At 70.8% G+C, this 15,727-nt stretch carries 11 protein-coding genes; 5 read left to right on the top strand and 6 right to left on the bottom strand.

Annotated features, from left to right (window positions below):
• Positions 1-56: 56 nt before the first annotated feature.
• From CHC02_RS25445 to CHC02_RS25420, 6 genes are all read right to left on the bottom strand, one after another.
• On the bottom strand, positions 57-1,007 hold the full coding sequence (locus CHC02_RS25445) for a SphA family protein (RefSeq protein WP_089394178.1): 951 nt from the start codon (positions 1,005-1,007) through the stop codon (positions 57-59).
• Positions 1,004-2,536 carry a DUF1254 domain-containing protein gene (locus tag CHC02_RS25440; protein WP_089394177.1) on the bottom strand — a complete coding sequence of 511 codons (1,533 nt, stop codon included), beginning with the start codon at positions 2,534-2,536 and terminating at the stop codon, positions 1,004-1,006. Before CHC02_RS25440 ends, CHC02_RS25445 begins: the two co-directional genes overlap by 4 nt.
• 65 nt (positions 2,537-2,601) lie before the next feature.
• The gene (locus tag CHC02_RS25435) at positions 2,602-3,426 is read right to left on the bottom strand and encodes an SDR family NAD(P)-dependent oxidoreductase (RefSeq protein WP_089394176.1); all 825 of its coding nucleotides are present in this window, start codon (positions 3,424-3,426) and stop codon (positions 2,602-2,604) included.
• Positions 3,423-4,463 carry an NAD-dependent epimerase/dehydratase family protein gene (locus tag CHC02_RS25430; RefSeq protein WP_089394175.1) on the bottom strand — a complete coding sequence of 347 codons (1,041 nt, stop codon included), beginning with the start codon at positions 4,461-4,463 and terminating at the stop codon, positions 3,423-3,425. The genes CHC02_RS25435 and CHC02_RS25430 overlap by 4 nt, the downstream gene beginning before the upstream one ends.
• A gap of 1 nt (position 4,464) precedes the next feature.
• Entirely contained in the window at positions 4,465-4,998 is a 534-nt protein-coding gene (locus CHC02_RS25425; RefSeq protein ID WP_089394174.1) for a 2,4'-dihydroxyacetophenone dioxygenase family protein, read from the bottom strand.
• 80 nt (positions 4,999-5,078) lie between these two features.
• Positions 5,079-6,722, bottom strand: a complete 1,644-nt coding sequence (locus tag CHC02_RS25420) for an arylsulfatase (protein WP_244160995.1) — start codon at positions 6,720-6,722, stop codon at positions 5,079-5,081.
• Between the two features lie 126 nt (positions 6,723-6,848).
• On the opposite strand from CHC02_RS25420, the gene CHC02_RS30810 reads away from it, so the two are divergent.
• The 5 genes from CHC02_RS30810 (at position 6,849) to CHC02_RS25395 (ending at position 15,655) form a co-directional block, all read left to right on the top strand.
• Positions 6,849-7,781, top strand: a complete 933-nt coding sequence (locus CHC02_RS30810; RefSeq protein ID WP_167364845.1) for an AraC family transcriptional regulator ligand-binding domain-containing protein — start codon at positions 6,849-6,851, stop codon at positions 7,779-7,781.
• Positions 7,782-8,072: 291 nt separating this feature from the next.
• A complete protein-coding gene (locus tag CHC02_RS25410; RefSeq protein WP_089394172.1) occupies positions 8,073-11,582 on the top strand; it encodes an indolepyruvate ferredoxin oxidoreductase family protein in 3,510 nt (1,169 codons plus the stop codon).
• Positions 11,583-11,595: 13 nt separating this feature from the next.
• Positions 11,596-12,990 carry an FAD-binding oxidoreductase gene (locus CHC02_RS25405; protein WP_176450347.1) on the top strand — a complete coding sequence of 465 codons (1,395 nt, stop codon included), beginning with the start codon at positions 11,596-11,598 and terminating at the stop codon, positions 12,988-12,990.
• Positions 12,987-14,210, top strand: a complete 1,224-nt coding sequence (locus CHC02_RS25400) for an alpha-hydroxy acid oxidase (RefSeq protein WP_089394170.1) — start codon at positions 12,987-12,989, stop codon at positions 14,208-14,210. Before CHC02_RS25405 ends, CHC02_RS25400 begins: the two co-directional genes overlap by 4 nt.
• On the top strand, positions 14,207-15,655 hold the full coding sequence (locus tag CHC02_RS25395) for an aldehyde dehydrogenase family protein (RefSeq protein ID WP_089394169.1): 1,449 nt from the start codon (positions 14,207-14,209) through the stop codon (positions 15,653-15,655). The genes CHC02_RS25400 and CHC02_RS25395 overlap by 4 nt, the downstream gene beginning before the upstream one ends.
• Positions 15,656-15,727 lie beyond the last annotated feature (72 nt).

Here is a 15,727-nt window from a genome sequence, read left to right as displayed (position 1 = left end):
GTACTCCTTGGTCTGGGTTGGAACGATGGATGACCGCCGGCCGGGCCGGACAGGTATCACAGGGAAGACAGGGGGACGGACAGGCTGAGGAACACCGAGTGGCCTTCCAGGCGGTTGTAGGCCGCCTGTTCCTTGAAGGCCTTCAGCCGCAGCGACCAGGGCCGCGCGCCGGGGAAGTTCCAGGCCAGGGTCGCGCCCAGGGCCCGCGTGCGCCCGCGGAACGGCCCGAGGCTGGCGCCGCGGCCGCTGTCATCGCTGACCTGGCGGTAGTGGTAGCCGAGCAGGCCGGCGGAAAAGCGCGGGCCGAAGTGCTGTTCGGCGCTCCATTCCAGGTGCGCCTCGTTGCCGCTGCGGTAGTCGGTGGCCGGGTTGGCGGCGTTGAAGGTCACGCCGGCGGCCACGGACAGGTCCAGGCCGATGGCCGGGTCGAACCAGGTCAGCGCGGCGAAGGGGTCGGCGCCCCAGCGGTGGAAGGCGATGTTCGCCAGGGCGTCCTCGTCGTAGTCGCCCGCCGGGACGTTCAGCGCCACCCCGCCCTGCCAGTGGAAGTTGCCGCGGTGCCAGCCGAGCATCGCCGCCAGCACCGGGTCGCCGTAGGTGTAGTTCGAGGCGTGCACGTCGGTGCCCAGGCGCTGGCCATGGGGCCCGGTCAGTTCGGCGTCGACGTCCAGGGCCGGGCCGCCCAGGGGCTGGCTCCAGGACAGCCCCAGGTTGCCGCCCGCCAGTTGCCAGGGCGTGGACCAGAGCAGGGTCGGCATCGCCAGCCGGGTTTCGAGCTGGATGCCGGCCACCACCCGGCCGCCGACGGGGAAGTCCTTCGCTGCCCCGGCACTGCCCGCATAGCGGTAGAGGTCGTTCTGCAGGTACAGCCCCGGCGGCGGCAGCGCGCCGGCCATGGGGCCGCGGGAGCCCAGCAGGTAGAAGCCTACGCCGTTCTCCGCGGCCTGCGCCTGGCTGGCCGCCAGCAACAGGCAGCCGGCCAGGAGCTTGCGCCCGCCGTGGCTCATGGCAGCAGGTGGCTACCCATGGCCAGGCCCGCCGGTATGACGCCCGGCTGGCCGAGGCTAGCCGCGGCGGGCTCGTCCAGCCGCTCGAAGTCGGGCATCTTGAAGCGCTTGTCGAACAGCGCGTCGGTGGCGCCGTAGAAGCGCAGGGCCGGCAGCGGGCGCTTGCCGCCGGTGGGAATCCAGTTGGCTTCCAGGCCCTTGGGCGCCTGCGGGCCGACGTAGAGGGTGACGCTGCCGTCGGCGTTCTTCTTCATCTTGTCCAGGCCGTAGGAGTCCAGCGTGGTGCGCCCCTCCCGGGTGTAGATGAAGGCCATGGTGGCGCGGTCGTAGAGGGTCAGCGACCAGAACTGCTTCACCGGCATGTCCGCCGGCACCACCAGCTTGTAGGTGGCTCCCGCCTCCAGCGGCCGCCCCTGGTTGTCCGCCATGGCCATCAGGTAGTAGGCCGCGGGCCGCTCGGGCACCTGCCGGGGCACCAGGGTGCACCAGAAGAACGCCAGGGCGCGGCCATCGATGTCGATGCGCCCGGGGTATTCGAAGCTGAAGCCGCGGTTGGCGTCGGGCAGCAGCAGCGGCACGTACTGGCGGTCGGGCCAGTAGTAGTAATCCCTGGGCAGTTGGTCGAAGCGCTGCTGCAGGTAGAACCAGACATCCACCACCGCCTGGCGCATGGCCCGGCGGGTCTTCTCGTCCGGCTGGTAGGGCTTGCCCTGCTCGATGCCCAGCGAAGCCAGCAGGCCGAGCATGTGCCTGTCCTGGGGGCGCGCCGGCTCGTAGGCGATGGTGTCGTGGAGCAGCCGGAAGTAGCGCTCGTCCTGGGGCAGCAGTGACGAAAAGCGCTGATCCACGGCGTCGACGAAGCGCTGCTGTGGTGGCTTGGCCGCCTGCGACAGGTAGTACATCTTCAGGCGCTTCGAGTAGGCATAGGCGTCCGCGGCGCTCTTGCCCGGCGCGCGCACCGAGCGGAAGGCGAAGACGATCCGCCGGGTCGGCGACACCACCTGGCGGTAGCCGGCCGGCACCGTGCCCTTGAAGTCGGGGCCGGTGAGCAGCAGCTTGCCGCCCTTGCCGGCGTCGATGCCCGAAGGCCCGATGTCGGCGATGGTCATCTGCCAGGCGTCCGTCACCTGGCCGTAGAGGCTGCCGTCGGGCCCTGCCGGCGGCACCTCCAGCACCACCGGCTCGCGCGCCAGGTCCGAGTAGGCGAAGACGTAGGGCGTGGAGCTGTTGGCGGTCCAGGTCTCGAACCTGGGCGTGGCCGGGCCGGACATGGCGACTATGTCGTTGTCCCTGGCGCCCAGGCCACCGAGGGTGGCCTCGCGGCCGCTCTGGGCCTGCACCGAGGGCAGCGACCAGAGCACCGCCTCGAAGGCGCGCTGGTACTTCACCTGGTAGTCGAAGTCGCTCACCGAGGGCCGCGCCCCCGCGGCGGGCTGCCCGCCGACCGGCTCCGCCGTGGCCGACTCCGCGGCCTGGCCCTGCAGCGCCATCGCCAGCAGCAACGGCATCATCAGTGTTCTACGTGGCATACGGGTCTCCCATGCAAATGCCTGTCGGTTTGCCGGCCGCGACTCCCGCCTCGGCCGGCGCGGGTTCAGCGGCGCTCGGCGCGCAGCGCCTTGGCGAGGGTCTGGTCGGTGATCCAGCGCAGCAGGCCGCTGGTCTTGCGCGCCATGGCCCGCAGCAGCCTGGCCCGCAGGCCCGGAGTGATCATGAACTGGCGCCGGCGCAGGCCATCGAGGATGCCGGCCACCGCCTCCTCCACCGTCAGCACCCCGGCGGTGGCATTGAGCGCCTCGGTGACCTTGCTGCCATGCTGGCGCTCGTAGGTCAGCAGGGGCGTGGCGATCTCCCCGGGGCACACCACCGACACGTCGATGCCGCGCGGCTTCTGCTCCAGGCGCAGGACCTCGGCCAGGCCCACCACGCCGAACTTGGAGGCGCTGTAGGCGGCCTGGGTGTAGCCGCCGATGATCCCGGCCAGCGAAGCCACCAGCACCAGGTGGCCGCCGCGGGGCATGTGCCGCAGCACGCCGGCGGCGAAGTTGCGGCTGCCGATCAGGTTGATGCGCACTACCAGCTCGAAGGTCTCCGCCGGCAGTTCGGTGAACAGCGCGGTGCGCAGGATGCCCGCCGAGTTGAAGGCGAAGTCCGGCACGCCCAGCCTGGCCACGGCGGCCTCCACCGCCGTGTCGACCTCCACGGCCTGGGTGATGTCGACGACGAACGCCTCCACCCGCTGCTGCGGCTGCCGGCACAGGGCGCGCAGCTCATCGAGCACCCGCGGCTCCAGGCGCAGGTCGAACAGCGCCAGGCTCGCGCCGTCAGCCGCCAGGGCCTTGGCGATCTGCAGGCCGATGCCGCTGCCGGCGCCGGAGACGAAGGCGACCCGCGGGGCGCCGTGGATCCACTGGCTCATGCTCGACTCTCCAGCCTTGCCGTTGCGCTTGCGGCGCCCGCCGGCGCCTGTTGCTGTGTGCGGAAGTGTTCGGCCAGCTCGGCCATGGCCGCCTCGAAGCTCACCGGCGGCCGGTAGCCCAGCAGGCGCCTGGCCTTGTCGGTGGCGAACTCGTTGGGCCCGCCCATCAGGCGGAAGGTCTGGCGCGTCAGGTGCGGGCGCTGCGCCTGCTTGCGCAGGTGCCCCCACCATTCCAGGGCGCTGGCCATGAAGCGCGCCAGCCAGTTCGGCAGGCTTTTCGGCGGCGGCGTGCCGGCGGCCCTGGCCAGGGCCTCCAGGTAGGTCTTCCAGGTCACGCCGAAGCCGTCGGCGGCGATGAACACCTCGCCGTGCACGTACTCCGAGCGCGCGCAAGCGAGCAGGATCTCCACCAGGTTGTCGACGTGCACCAGGCCGGCGTCCCACTTGCCGGAGCCCAGCAGGCAGGGCGCGCCTTCGCGCAGCACCTGCACCAGCGAATTCACCCAGGGCAGGCTGCCGACGCCGAAGACGTTGGCCGGCCGCACGATGGTGGCCTTGAGCCCGCGCCTGACGCCCTCGCGGGTGACGCGCTCCTGCTCCTGCTTGCAGAACTCGTAGGCCGACGAGGGCACGCCCACCGGGCTGTCCTCGTCCAGCCGGCCCCTGGCCAGGGCGCTGGCGAAGGCGCAGACGCTGGTGGTCACCACGAAGTGCGCGCCCCAGCCCAGGGCCAGCTCGATGGCATGCTCGGTGCCCTTGACGGTCACCTCCACGTGGGACTGGGTGCTACCCCAATCGCTGACCACCGCGGCCAGGTGGAAGACGGCATCCACCGGCCCGATCTGCTCGCGCAGCGCCAGCAGCCGGCGCACGTCGCCGACCACCACCCGCACCCTGTCGCCCCACTCCGCCGGCACCGGCTCGCCCGGCATCATCAGGGCGACCACGGCGACCTGCTCGGCCAGCAGCCGGCGCACCAGGTGGCGGCCGATGAAGCCGCCGGCGCCGGTCACGAACGCACTGTTCAGCGCTGCCATGTCACTCACCGAGGACGATCAGCTTGTCGCAGCTCTTGCCCTCGGCCGCGCACAGGGCGCGGTAGACGGTCAGGGCCGTCTTGGCGTCGAGGATGCGTACCACGTCGCCCTTCTCGTCGATGTCGACGTTGCTGCCGAAGATGGCGAACCAGACGTCGGCGACCTCGGTGGCGTCCTCGGCCACGCACAGGGTGTGCAGCGAGTGCGCCGGCTCGTAGAGGTAGGAGCCGGCCTTGTTCACCTTGTCCGGGTATTCCCGGTAGAACCATTCGCCCTGCAGGGTGACCGCGAACACCGGGCCGGTGTGGTAGTGGGTGTCGACGCCGAAGCCGGGGTTCATGCGGGTGCGGTTGATCCACAGGTTCTGGTTCAGGTCCACGTGCAGCAGCTGGATGGTGGAACCGTCGGGCAGGCTGACCCAGGGCAGGTCGTCCTCCAGCAGCAGGATCGCCTCGCGGGCATGGTCGCGGGACACCACGGGGGCGTTCTGCATGGCGGCGAAGACCTGCATCGCGGCGGGGCTGAGCTGACTCATCGGGAAACTCCAATCTTGTTGTTCTGGGCGCGGCGGGCGCGCGGGGGATGCGGCGGCCGGGCGTCCGGCCGCCGCAGGGTTCACTTCTCGGCCTGTCTGAGGATCTGTTCCTTGAGCTGGTCGAAGCTCAGCGACACGCCCTTCTGCGCCGGCGGGAAGTCCTTGAAGGTCCGCAGGTGCGCGACTATCGCGTCGGTCATCTGGTGGAACACGTAGCTCTTCTTCTGCATCAGGTTGGCGCGCGGGCCCGGCGCCTGTTCGTAGCTCTCGAAGGGGTCCTGGCGGATGTTGAACAGCCAGGGCATCTCCAGGGTGGTGGTGGCGCCGTAGTAGCCGTCGCGGGTGTAGAAGTGGGCCTTCCACTGGTTCAGGCGCACGGCCTGCAGGCGGCTCTCGGCGTAGTAGAAGATTTCGTGGCGCGCCGACTGCCCGGCCTTGCCTTCCCAGTAGGCCAGGTTGTCGACGCCGTCGATGTAGTTCTTCTTCACCACGCCGGTGCCGAAGTCGTCGCCCTTGGCCAGGCGCTCGCGCACGTCGGTGGCGCCGGCGGCCACCGCCAGGGTGGTGAACAGGTCCTCGTGGGACTGGATGCCGTTGAGCTCCTCGCCCGCCGGGATGTGCCCCGGCCAGCGGACCATCATCGGCACGCGCACGCCGCCTTCCCAGGTGGTCATCTTGGTGCTGCGGTACGGCGTGGTGGCGCCGAAGGGATAGGTCTCGTGCTCCGGGCCGTTGTCGGTGGTGTAGATGACGATGGTGTCGTCGGCGATGCCCAGGTCGTCGAGCTTCTTCAGCACGCTGCCGACGTCCTCGTCGTGCTGCAGCATGCCGGCGCAGTGCTCGTCCTCGCCGCTGGTGAACTGCTTGCACTGCTGCAGGTATTTATCGGGCGTGTGGGTGAACACGTGCATGCGCGTGGTGTTGATCCAGGCGAAGAATGGCTTCTTCTCGGCCACGGCCTTGTCCATGAACCTGAACGAGGCCTGGATCAGCTCCTGGTCGACGGTCTCCATGCGCTTGCGCGTCAGCGGGCCGGTGTCCTCGCAGCGCTGCCGGCCCCACTTGCCGAAGCGCGGGTCGTCGCCGGGCTGCTCGGCGCCGGTGGCGAAGCAGTGCAGCACGCCGCGCGGGCCATAGCGCTTCTTGAAGTCGGGGTCGGCGGGGTAGTCGATGTCCTCCGGCTCTTCCTCGGTGTTGAGGTGGTAGAGGTTGCCGAAGAACTCGTCGAAGCCGTGCACCGTCGGCAGGTGCTCGTTGCGGTCGCCCAGGTGGTTCTTGCCGAACTGGCCGCTGGTGTAGCCCTGGGGCTTGAGCACCTCGGCCAGGGTCACGGTCTGCGGCTTCAGGCCGAGCATGCCGCCGGGCTGGCCGACGGTGGTCATCCCCGAGCGGATCGGCAGCTGGCCGGTGATGAAGGCCGCGCGCCCGGCGGTGCAGCTGGGCTGGGCGTAGTGGTCGCTGAAGATGGCGCCGCCCTTGGCGATGCTGTCGATGTTCGGCGTGCGGTAGCCCATGGCGCCGCGGCTGTAGGCGCTGAGGTTCCACAGGCCGATGTCGTCGCCGAATATCACCACGATGTTCGGCTTGTCCGCCGCGGCCGCCGGCAGCGCGGGCAGCAGCGCGGACAGCGCCAGGCCCAGCAGCGCCCGCACCAGCGGGCGGCGGCGCCTGGCCGGGGACGAGGGCGCGGCCCCCTGTTGCGGGCGAGTAGGCATCTCGGTCATTGCGTGGTTCTCGTTATATGATCGGGCGATCGACGGCGCCGCGCCTTGGCACGGCTCTGTCGGGCACATGAAACGGCAACAGGGGCCAGACGAGACATGTCCGAAAGGGACAAAAATCAGACAAAAGTGGCCAGCGCTGCCGTCTGCAAACGCCACCGCGGCGCCATGGGCCGGGTGCTGGCGCGCTTTCTCGGCGAGCAATGCGACGTGCTGGAATTCGACCTGCCCGGGCTGGAACAGCTGTGGGAGCGCGCGGCCCGCATCGACCCGGCCATCGGCCTGCACCTGTTCGGCCAGTTCGCCCCCGGCGACCGCTTCGTGCTGGTCCACCTCGCCCTGTGCAGCGCCACCGTCGGCGAGGCCCTGCGCCACTGGCAGCGTTTCGCCCGGCTGGGCTCTGACCTGGACCGCCTGCACATCAGCGAGGAAGACGGCCAACTGATCCTCGAAGTGCGCATCGAGGGCTCCGAACGCCTGCGCCGGCCCTACTGCGAGCACGCCCTGGCGATGACCATGACGCAGCTGCGCGAAGGCTGCGTGGAGCCGGTGCTGCCGCTACGCGCCGAGTTCGACTACCCGCGGCCGCCCTACCACGCCGAGTACCGCGAGTGGTTCGGGCCCCACCTGCGCTTCGCCAGCGAGCACAGCCGCCTGGTGTTCGACAGGCGCGTGCTCGACATCCCCATGCGCGGCCACCACCCGGTGGTGGCGGAGCTGATCGTCAGCGGCCTGGAACAGCGCCTGGCGCGCCTGCAGCAGTTCAGCGGGCCCGCCGCCAGGGTCGCGCAGCACATCCGCCACGAGCTGGAAAGCGGCATACCGCCCAGCCTGGAAAGCGCCGCCGCGGCCCTGCACCTGACCCCGCGTACCCTGCGCCGGCACCTGCAGGAACAGGACCTGGGCTACCGCCAGGTGCTGGCCGCGGTGCGCCTGGAACAGGAGCAGTACCTGGAGTTGCAGGGCCTGGGCCGCGAGCAGATCGCCGAGCACCTGGGCTACGCCGACAGCGCCGCCTACCTGCGCGCGCGCAAGCGCTGGCAGGAACACAAGGGCAGCTGAGGCCCCGCCACCTCGCCCCTGCCCGCCGGGCGGCGGCGCACCGATCGCCCAGCGTCCAGGGGGTTGGCCAGCGGCCCCCTGGAGCGGCCTTCCCGATACCCCGAAAGGGGTAGCCACGCCTGCCTCTTCCGCACCTTCGCAGCGCAAATCCCGGACAGTCCCCCACGGCATCCCGCTCCACCATCTTCCGTGATCCTGACGTGAGCCGGCGCCGCGCGAACGCCTTCGCAGCGGCCACGGCAGCACCGAAACGAAAGGGAAGCGACAGAACAAGAATAAGCAGGAGTCCTGATGAACGCCCCTCGACCCCACCAGAGCGTCACGCTCGACGACAAGTTCGAAACCCGGGAAGGCTGGATCTACCTCACCGGCACCCAGGCCCTGGCCCGCCTGCCATTGCAGCAGCGCTGGCGCGACCAGGCCGCGGGCCTGAACACCGGCGGCTTCATCTCCGGCTACCGCGGCTCGCCGCTGGGCCGCTACGACATGGAGCTGTGGGCCCAGCAGGCACGCCTGGAAGCCAACGACATCCACTTCATGCCGGGGGTCAACGAGGACCTGGCGGCCACCGCGGTCTGGGGCTCGCAGTACGTGGGCCTGCTGCCCGGCTCGAAGGTGGACGGGGTGTTCGGCATCTGGTACGGCAAGGGCCCGGGCACCGACCGCAGCGCCGACGCCCTGCGCCACCTGGGCAGCGCGGGCACCAACAGGCACGGCGGCGTGCTGGCCATCGCCGGCGACGACCACGGCGTCAAGTCCTCGTCGGTGATCAACTTCTCCGACCCGATCTTCATCGCCGCCGGCCTGCCGATACTCTACCCGTGCAACACCCAGGAGCTGCTCGACCTGGGCCTGCATGGCTTCGCCATGAGCCGCTTCTGCGGCTGCGCCGTGGGTTTCAAGGTGCACAACGACGTGGTCGAGGGCGGCGGCTCGGTGCGCGTCGGCCCCGACTCGCCGCGCATCGTCCTGCCCGAGCTGCAGGTCGCCCCGCACCTGGGGCCCCAGGGCCTGAACATCCGCACCTTCGACATCCCGCTGATGGGCGAGGAACGCCTGGTCAACCACCGGTTGCCGGCGGCCGTGGCCTACGCCCGCGCCAACCGGCTCAACCACCTGCTGCAGGAGGTGCCCGGCGCCCGGCTCGGCGTGCTGTCGGCCGGCAAGTCGTACCAGGACGTGCTGCAGGCCCTGGCCGGGATGGGCCTGGACGAGGCGCGCCAGCGCGAACTGGGCCTGCGCATCGGCAAGGCCGGGCTGATCTGGCCGCTGGACCCGCAGTTCGTGCGCGAATTCGCCGACGGGCTGGACGCCATCCTGGTGGTCGAGGAAAAGCGCGGCATCCTCGAAGACCAGGTCAAGGGCATCCTCTACGACCTGGCGCTGCCCAACCACCCGCGCGTGGCCGGCAAGTACGAGGCGGCCCAGGCCTTCGCGCCCGGGCATGGCGAGGCGGTGCTGCAGGGCTGGGGCGAGCTGTCGCCGACGCAGATCATGCACGCCATCCACGCCCGGCTGCGCACGCTGCACCCCGACCTTCCCGAGATGGCGCTGCCGCCGGCCACCCACAAGCTGCCGGGCCTGCCCGACCCGGCCGCGCCCAACCGCAACCCCGGCTTCTGCTCGGGCTGCCCGCACAACCGCTCGACCCAGGTGCCCGACGGCTCGCGGGCCATGGTCGGCATCGGCTGCCACGCCATGGCCGTGCTGCACGACCCCATCAAGACGCCGCCGATGTTCACCCAGATGGGCGGCGAAGGCATGCACTGGCTCGGCCAGCACCGCTTCACCGGGGAACAGCACGTATTCGTCAACATCGGCGACGGCACCTACTTCCACTCGGGCTTCCTGGCCATCCGCCAGGCCATCGCGGCTAAGGCCAACATGACCTACAAGGTGCTGTTCAACGGCTTCGTCTCCATGACCGGCGGCCAGCCCATCGACGGCGAGCTGTCGGTGCCGCAGGTGGTCACCGAGCTGATGGCCGAGGGCGTCCGGCACATCTTCGTGCTGACCGACGACCTGGCCAAGCACCCCGCCGGCAGCCTGCCGGCCGGCGTGCCGCTGCTGCCGCGCACCGAGCTCGACGCGGTGATGCTGCGCTGCCGCGGCATCGAAGGGGTGTCGGTGATCGTCTACGACCAGCCCTGCGCCACCGAGCGCCGGCGCCTGCGCAAGCGCGGCAAGTGGGCCGACCCGGACCAGCGCAGCTTCATCAACGCGGCCGTGTGCGAGGGCTGCGGCGACTGCTCCCGGGCCTCCAACTGCCTGTCCATCGAACCGCTGGAAACCCCGTTCGGGCGCAAGCGCAGGATCAACCAGAGCTCGTGCAACAAGGACTACTCCTGCGTCGAGGGCTTCTGCCCGAGCTTCGTCACCGTGCGCGGCGGCAAGCTGCGCAAGGCCAGGACCTCGGGCGTGGGCGCGGCGGACTTCCCGGCCATCCCGGACCCGGCGCTGCCGGCGCTCACCGGTGATTTCTCGCTGCTGATCACCGGCGTCGGCGGCACCGGCGTGGTCACCATCGGCCAGGTGCTCGGCATGGCCGCGCACATCGAGGGACTGGCGGTCTCGGTGCTGGATGTCACGGGGCTGGCGCAGAAGTACGGCGCCGTGATGTCCCACGTGCGCATCGCCACCGATGCGCAGCGGCTGCATGCCACCCGCATCGCCACCGCCGAGGCCGACACCATAGTGGGCTGCGACCTGGTGGTGACCGCCGGCGACGAGGCGCTGCTGCGCATACGCCCGGGCCGCACGCGGGTGATAGTGGCGAGCGACCTGGTGCCCACCAGCGACTTCGCGCGCAACCCCGACTGGCAGATGGATGCCGGCGCGCTGCTCGAACGCATCCGCCAGCGCTGTGGCGACGGCCAACTGCTCGCCATGGAAGGCCTGCGCATCGCCGCGCAGCTGATGGGCGACAGCATCGCCGCCAACATGTTCATGCTCGGCGCGGCCTGGCAGCTGGGCAGCGTGCCGCTGTCCCACGCGGCCATCATGCGCGCGCTGGAACTCAACGCCGTGCAGGTCGACTTCAACAAGGCGAGCTTCCTCTGGGGCCGCCGCGCGGCGGTCGACCTGCAGGCGGTGGAAAAGGCCGCCTGCGCCGGCAGCCCGGTTGCGCCCGCGCCACGCATCGACATGTCGCTCGAAGCCATCGTCCAGCGCTCCATGGCCTACCTGGCCGACTACCAGAACCAGGCCTATGCCCGCCGCTACAAGGCACTGGTGGACCGGGCCCGCACCGCCGAGCGCGAGCGCAACCTGGGCGAGCGCTTCAGCACGGCGGTGGCGCGCTACTACTTCAAGCTGCTGGCGATCAAGGACGAATACGAGGTCGCGCGCCTGTACGCATCCGACAGCTTCAGGCAGGAACTCGATGCGGTGTTCGAAGGTGACTACAAGGTCCACTTCAACCTCGGCGCCTGGCCCTTCGGCGGCCTGGACAAGGACGGCAAGCCGTACAAGAAGGAAGTCGGGCCCTGGCTGCTGAAGGCCTTCGGCCTGCTCAAGCACTGCAAGGGCCTGCGCGGCACCCTCCTCGACCCCTTCCGCAACGGCGCCGAACGCCGGCTGGCGTTGCGCCTGCTGGCCGAGTACGAGCGGGAGATCGACGGGCTGATCGCCAGGCTCGACGCCGGCAACCTCGACGCCGCGGTCGCCCTGGCCTCGCTGCCGGAGAAGATCCGAGGCTATGGCCACGTGCGCCAGCGCCACGTCGAGCAGGTGGAAAAGGAACGCGCGCAGCTCGAGGCCTCGCTGCGCGACATCGCCCGAGCGCCAGCCGCTCCCCGCTAGCAGAGGATTGCATATGGACCCCATCGTCGAGGCGCTGCGCGCCATCGTCGGCGACAACGGCGTGCTCTGCGCGGCCGATCTCGCCAGCCGTTCAGCAGGCGCCTTGCGCGCCGACAACCTGCGGGCGCGGGCGCTGGTGCGCCCGGCCGGCACCGGGGAAGTCGCCGCCGTGCTGCGCTGGTGCCACCAGCGACGCCTGCCGGTGGTGCCCCAGGGTGGCCTGACCGGCCTGGTGCGCGGCGCCGATGCCGGGCCCGGCGAGATCATCCTGTCGCTGGAGCGCATGCGCGCCATCGAGGCCATCGACCCGCAACAGCGCACCGCCACCGTGCAGGCCGGCGTCACCCTGCAGGCCCTGCAGGAAGCCGTGGAGGCACAGGGCCTGGTCTATCCGCTGGACCTGGGCGCGCGCGGCAGCGCCACGCTGGGCGGCACCGCTGCCACCAACGCCGGCGGCACCCGCGTGCTGCGCTACGGCATGACCCGCGACATGGTGCTGGGGCTGGAGGCCGTGCTGGCCGACGGCACCGTGGTGTCCGCCCTGCACCCGCTGATCAAGAACAACACCGGCTACGACCTCAAGCAGCTGTTCATCGGCAGCGAAGGCACCCTGGGGGTGATCACCCGCCTGGTGCTGCGCCTGCGCGAGAAGCCGCTGGCCACTCACACCACGCTGCTGGCGGCGCCGGACTTCGACGCCGTGGCCGGCCTGCTGCGCCACCTGGACCGCGCGCTGGGCGGCGCGCTGTCGTCGTTCGAGGTGATGTGGCAGTCCTTCTACCGGCTGGTGACCACGCCGCCGGCCAGGAGCCTGCCGCCGCTGGGCCAGGAACATCCCTTCTACGTGCTGGTCGAGGCCCAGGGAGCCCACCGCGAAGCCGATGGCCAGCGCTTCGAGGCCGCGCTCGAGGCGGCCCTGGCGCAAGGGCTGCTGAGCGACGCGGTGCTCGCCCGCTCCGATGCCGACGCGCAGGCCTTCTGGGCGCTGCGCGACGACGTGGAGCAGGTGATGCGGCACGGCACGCCGCTGGGCTTCGACATCTCGCTGCCGATCGCCGCGATGGACGGCTACGTGCGCCAGGTGCAGCAGCTGTTGCTCGCGGAAACCCGGGCGCACCGGCTCTACGTGTTCGGCCACCTGGGCGACGGCAACCTGCACCTGGTCGTCACCCTGCCCCACGCCGACCTGGCGCGGCTCAAGCCGCGCATCGAGGCGCTGGTCTACGCGGAACTGCGGGCCCGCGGCGGCTCGGTGTCGGCCGAGCACGGCATAGGGCTGGAGAAGAAACCCTGGCTGTCGATCACCCGCAGCCCGCCGGAACGCGCGCTGATGGGCGCGATCAAGCGCACGCTGGACCCCGCCGGCATCCTCAACCCGGGCAAGCTGCTCGATGGCGGTGCGCCATGACCTGCATCACCTGCATCGAGGACCTGCGGGCCCTGGCGCAGCGCCGCGTGCCGCGCATGTTCTACGACTACGCCGACTCGGGCTCGTGGACCGAGAGCACCTACCGCGCCAACGAGGCCGACCTGCGGCAGTTGCTGCTGCGCCAGCGCGTGGCCATCGACATCGACCGGCGCAGCACCGCCACCACGCTGCTCGGCCAGCGCCTGTCCATGCCGGTCGCGCTCGCCCCGGTGGGCGCGCTGGGCATGCAGCATGCCGACGGCGAAATCCTCGCGGCCCGTGCGGCGCGGACCTTCGGCATCCCCTTCACGCTGTCCACCATGGCCATCTGCTCCATCGAGGACGTGGCCGAGCACGCCGGCCCCGGCTTCTGGTTCCAGCTCTACGTGATGCGCGACCGCGCCTTCGCCCGGCGCCTGGTCGAGCGCGCCAAGGCGGCCGGCTGCACGGCGCTGGTGCTGACCCTGGACCTGTCGCTGGTGGGCCAGCGCCACAAGGACCTGAAGAACGGCCTGACCGATCCCTCGCGCATGAACCTGCGCCAGTTGCTCGACGTGGCCAGGCACCCGCGCTGGGCGCTGGGCATGGCCGGCACGCCGCGGCGGGCGTTCGGCAACGTGGTCGGCCACGCCCCCGGCATCGACAGCATGGCCGACATGGCGCGCTGGCGCGGCGGCGAACTCGACCCGTCGCTGAACTGGGCCGACGTCGCCGAAATCCGCCGCTGGTGGGATGGCCCGCTGCTGCTCAAGGGCATCCAGGACGTGGACGACGCCCGCAGCGCCGTGGCCCACGGCGCCGACGCCATCGTGGTCAGCAACCACGGCGGACGCCAGCTCGACGGCACCCAGTCGAGCATCCGCGCGCTGCCGCCGATAGTCGACGCGGTCGGCGCCCAGACCGAAGTCTGGATGGACGGCGGCATCCGCAGCGGCCAGGACGTGCTCCGCGCCCGCGCCCTGGGCGCGCGCGGCTGCCTGCTGGGGCGCGCCTTCGTCTACGGCCTGGGGGCGCTCGGCGAGGCCGGCGTGAGCCGCGCGCTGGAGATCATCCACAACGAACTGAGCCTGAGCATGGCCTTCTGCGGCCATACCGACATCGAGGCCGTCGGCCCGAGCATCTTGCTGCCCCCGTGCCCCTGGCCGGGGGCCAGCGCCCTCCCGCACGGCCCGCTCCATCCAGGGCGGGACGCGCGGCTACCCACTGGAGACCCATCATGAACACGCAAACCCCCATCCAGCGCCTGGAGCGCCTGTTCGCGCTGCAGAAGGCGGCCTTCGCCCAGGACATGTTCCCCAGCGCCGAGACGCGCATCGAGCGCATGTCGCGCATCGTGCCGATGCTGTACCAGTACCGCGCCAGGATCCACGAGGCGCTGGCGGCGGACTTCGGCAGCCATCCGGGCGCGGCGGCGGACCTCACCGAAATCCTGCCGATGATCGAGCGCGTGCGCTTCGACTGCGCCCACGTCCATGAATGGATGAAGCCCATCGCCAAGCCCGTCGACCCCGCCACCCAGGGCGAGTCGCTGGCCTACGTGCAGTACAGCCCCAAGGGCGTGGTCTGCAACATGGCGGCATGGAACTTCCCGTTCGACGTCGGCATCGGCCCGCTCGTCGACATGCTGGGCGCCGGCAACCGGGTGATCCTCAAGCCCTCGGACCTCACGCCCCACAGCGGCGCCCTGCTGCAGGAAATGTTCGCGGCCTACTTCGCCGAGGACGAGGTCGCCGTGGTCAACGGCGACCTGGAACTGGCCCGGCACTGCGCCACGCTGCCCTGGGACCACCTGTTGTTCACCGGCGGCACGGCGGTGGGGCGCGAGATCATGAAGCGCTGCGCCGAGAACCTGGTGCCGGTCACCCTCGAACTGGGCGGGCGCAACCCCACCATCGTCGGCCGCGACAAGCTCGGCGACGCGCAGACGCTGGCGACCATCGCCGGCATCAAGGCCATCAAGCGCGGCCAGCTGTGCATCACCGTCGACCACCTGCTGGTGCCCGAGGACGGGCTGCAGGACTTCGTGAAGGCCCTAAGCGAAGTGATGCAGCACAGCTTCGGCCACGACAACGGCGCCAGCAGCGCCAGCGGCATCATCAGCCCGCGCCACGTCGAGCGCCTGCAACGCCTGCTGGAGGATGCGCAGGGCAAGAGCGACCGGGTGATCCGCATCGGCCGCGAGATGGATGTCGGCGCCCGCGACATGCCCTTCCACATCGTGGTCAACCCGCGCGACGACGCCCAGGTGGTGCGCGAGGAAATCTTCGGCCCGATCCTGCCGGTGCAGACCTACAGGGACACCGACGACCTGGTCGCGCGCATCAACCGGGGCGATGCGCCGCTGGGCATCTACCTGTTCAGCGACGACCCGGCGCTGCGCCAGGCGATCGCCACGCGCACCCGCTCCGGCGGCGTGTGCTTCAACATCGCCGTGATGCAGGGCGCGCTGGCCTCCATGGGCTTCGGCGGGGTGGGCGCCAGCGGCATGGGCCGGCACCACGGCGAGGAAGGCTTTCGCGAGTTCTCCAACCCGCGCGGTTTCTACGAGCGCCGCGCGGGCGGCAGCTTCGAGCTGATCACGCCACCCTACGGCGCCGCCACGCGCCAGCTGATCGACACGGTGGCCTACCCGCAGGTGGCGGCCGCGCTGGGGCTCGAACCCTGACCCGCGCTGCGCGTCACGCCTGACGGCCGGCCCCGGCGGCGGCCTGCCGCCGGGGCACCGTCCTGCACCCGA

This window comes from Pseudomonas delhiensis (genome assembly GCF_900187975.1).
Classification (GTDB): domain Bacteria; phylum Pseudomonadota; class Gammaproteobacteria; order Pseudomonadales; family Pseudomonadaceae; genus Pseudomonas; species Pseudomonas delhiensis.
This window is presented reverse-complemented; position numbering and strand designations above follow the sequence as displayed.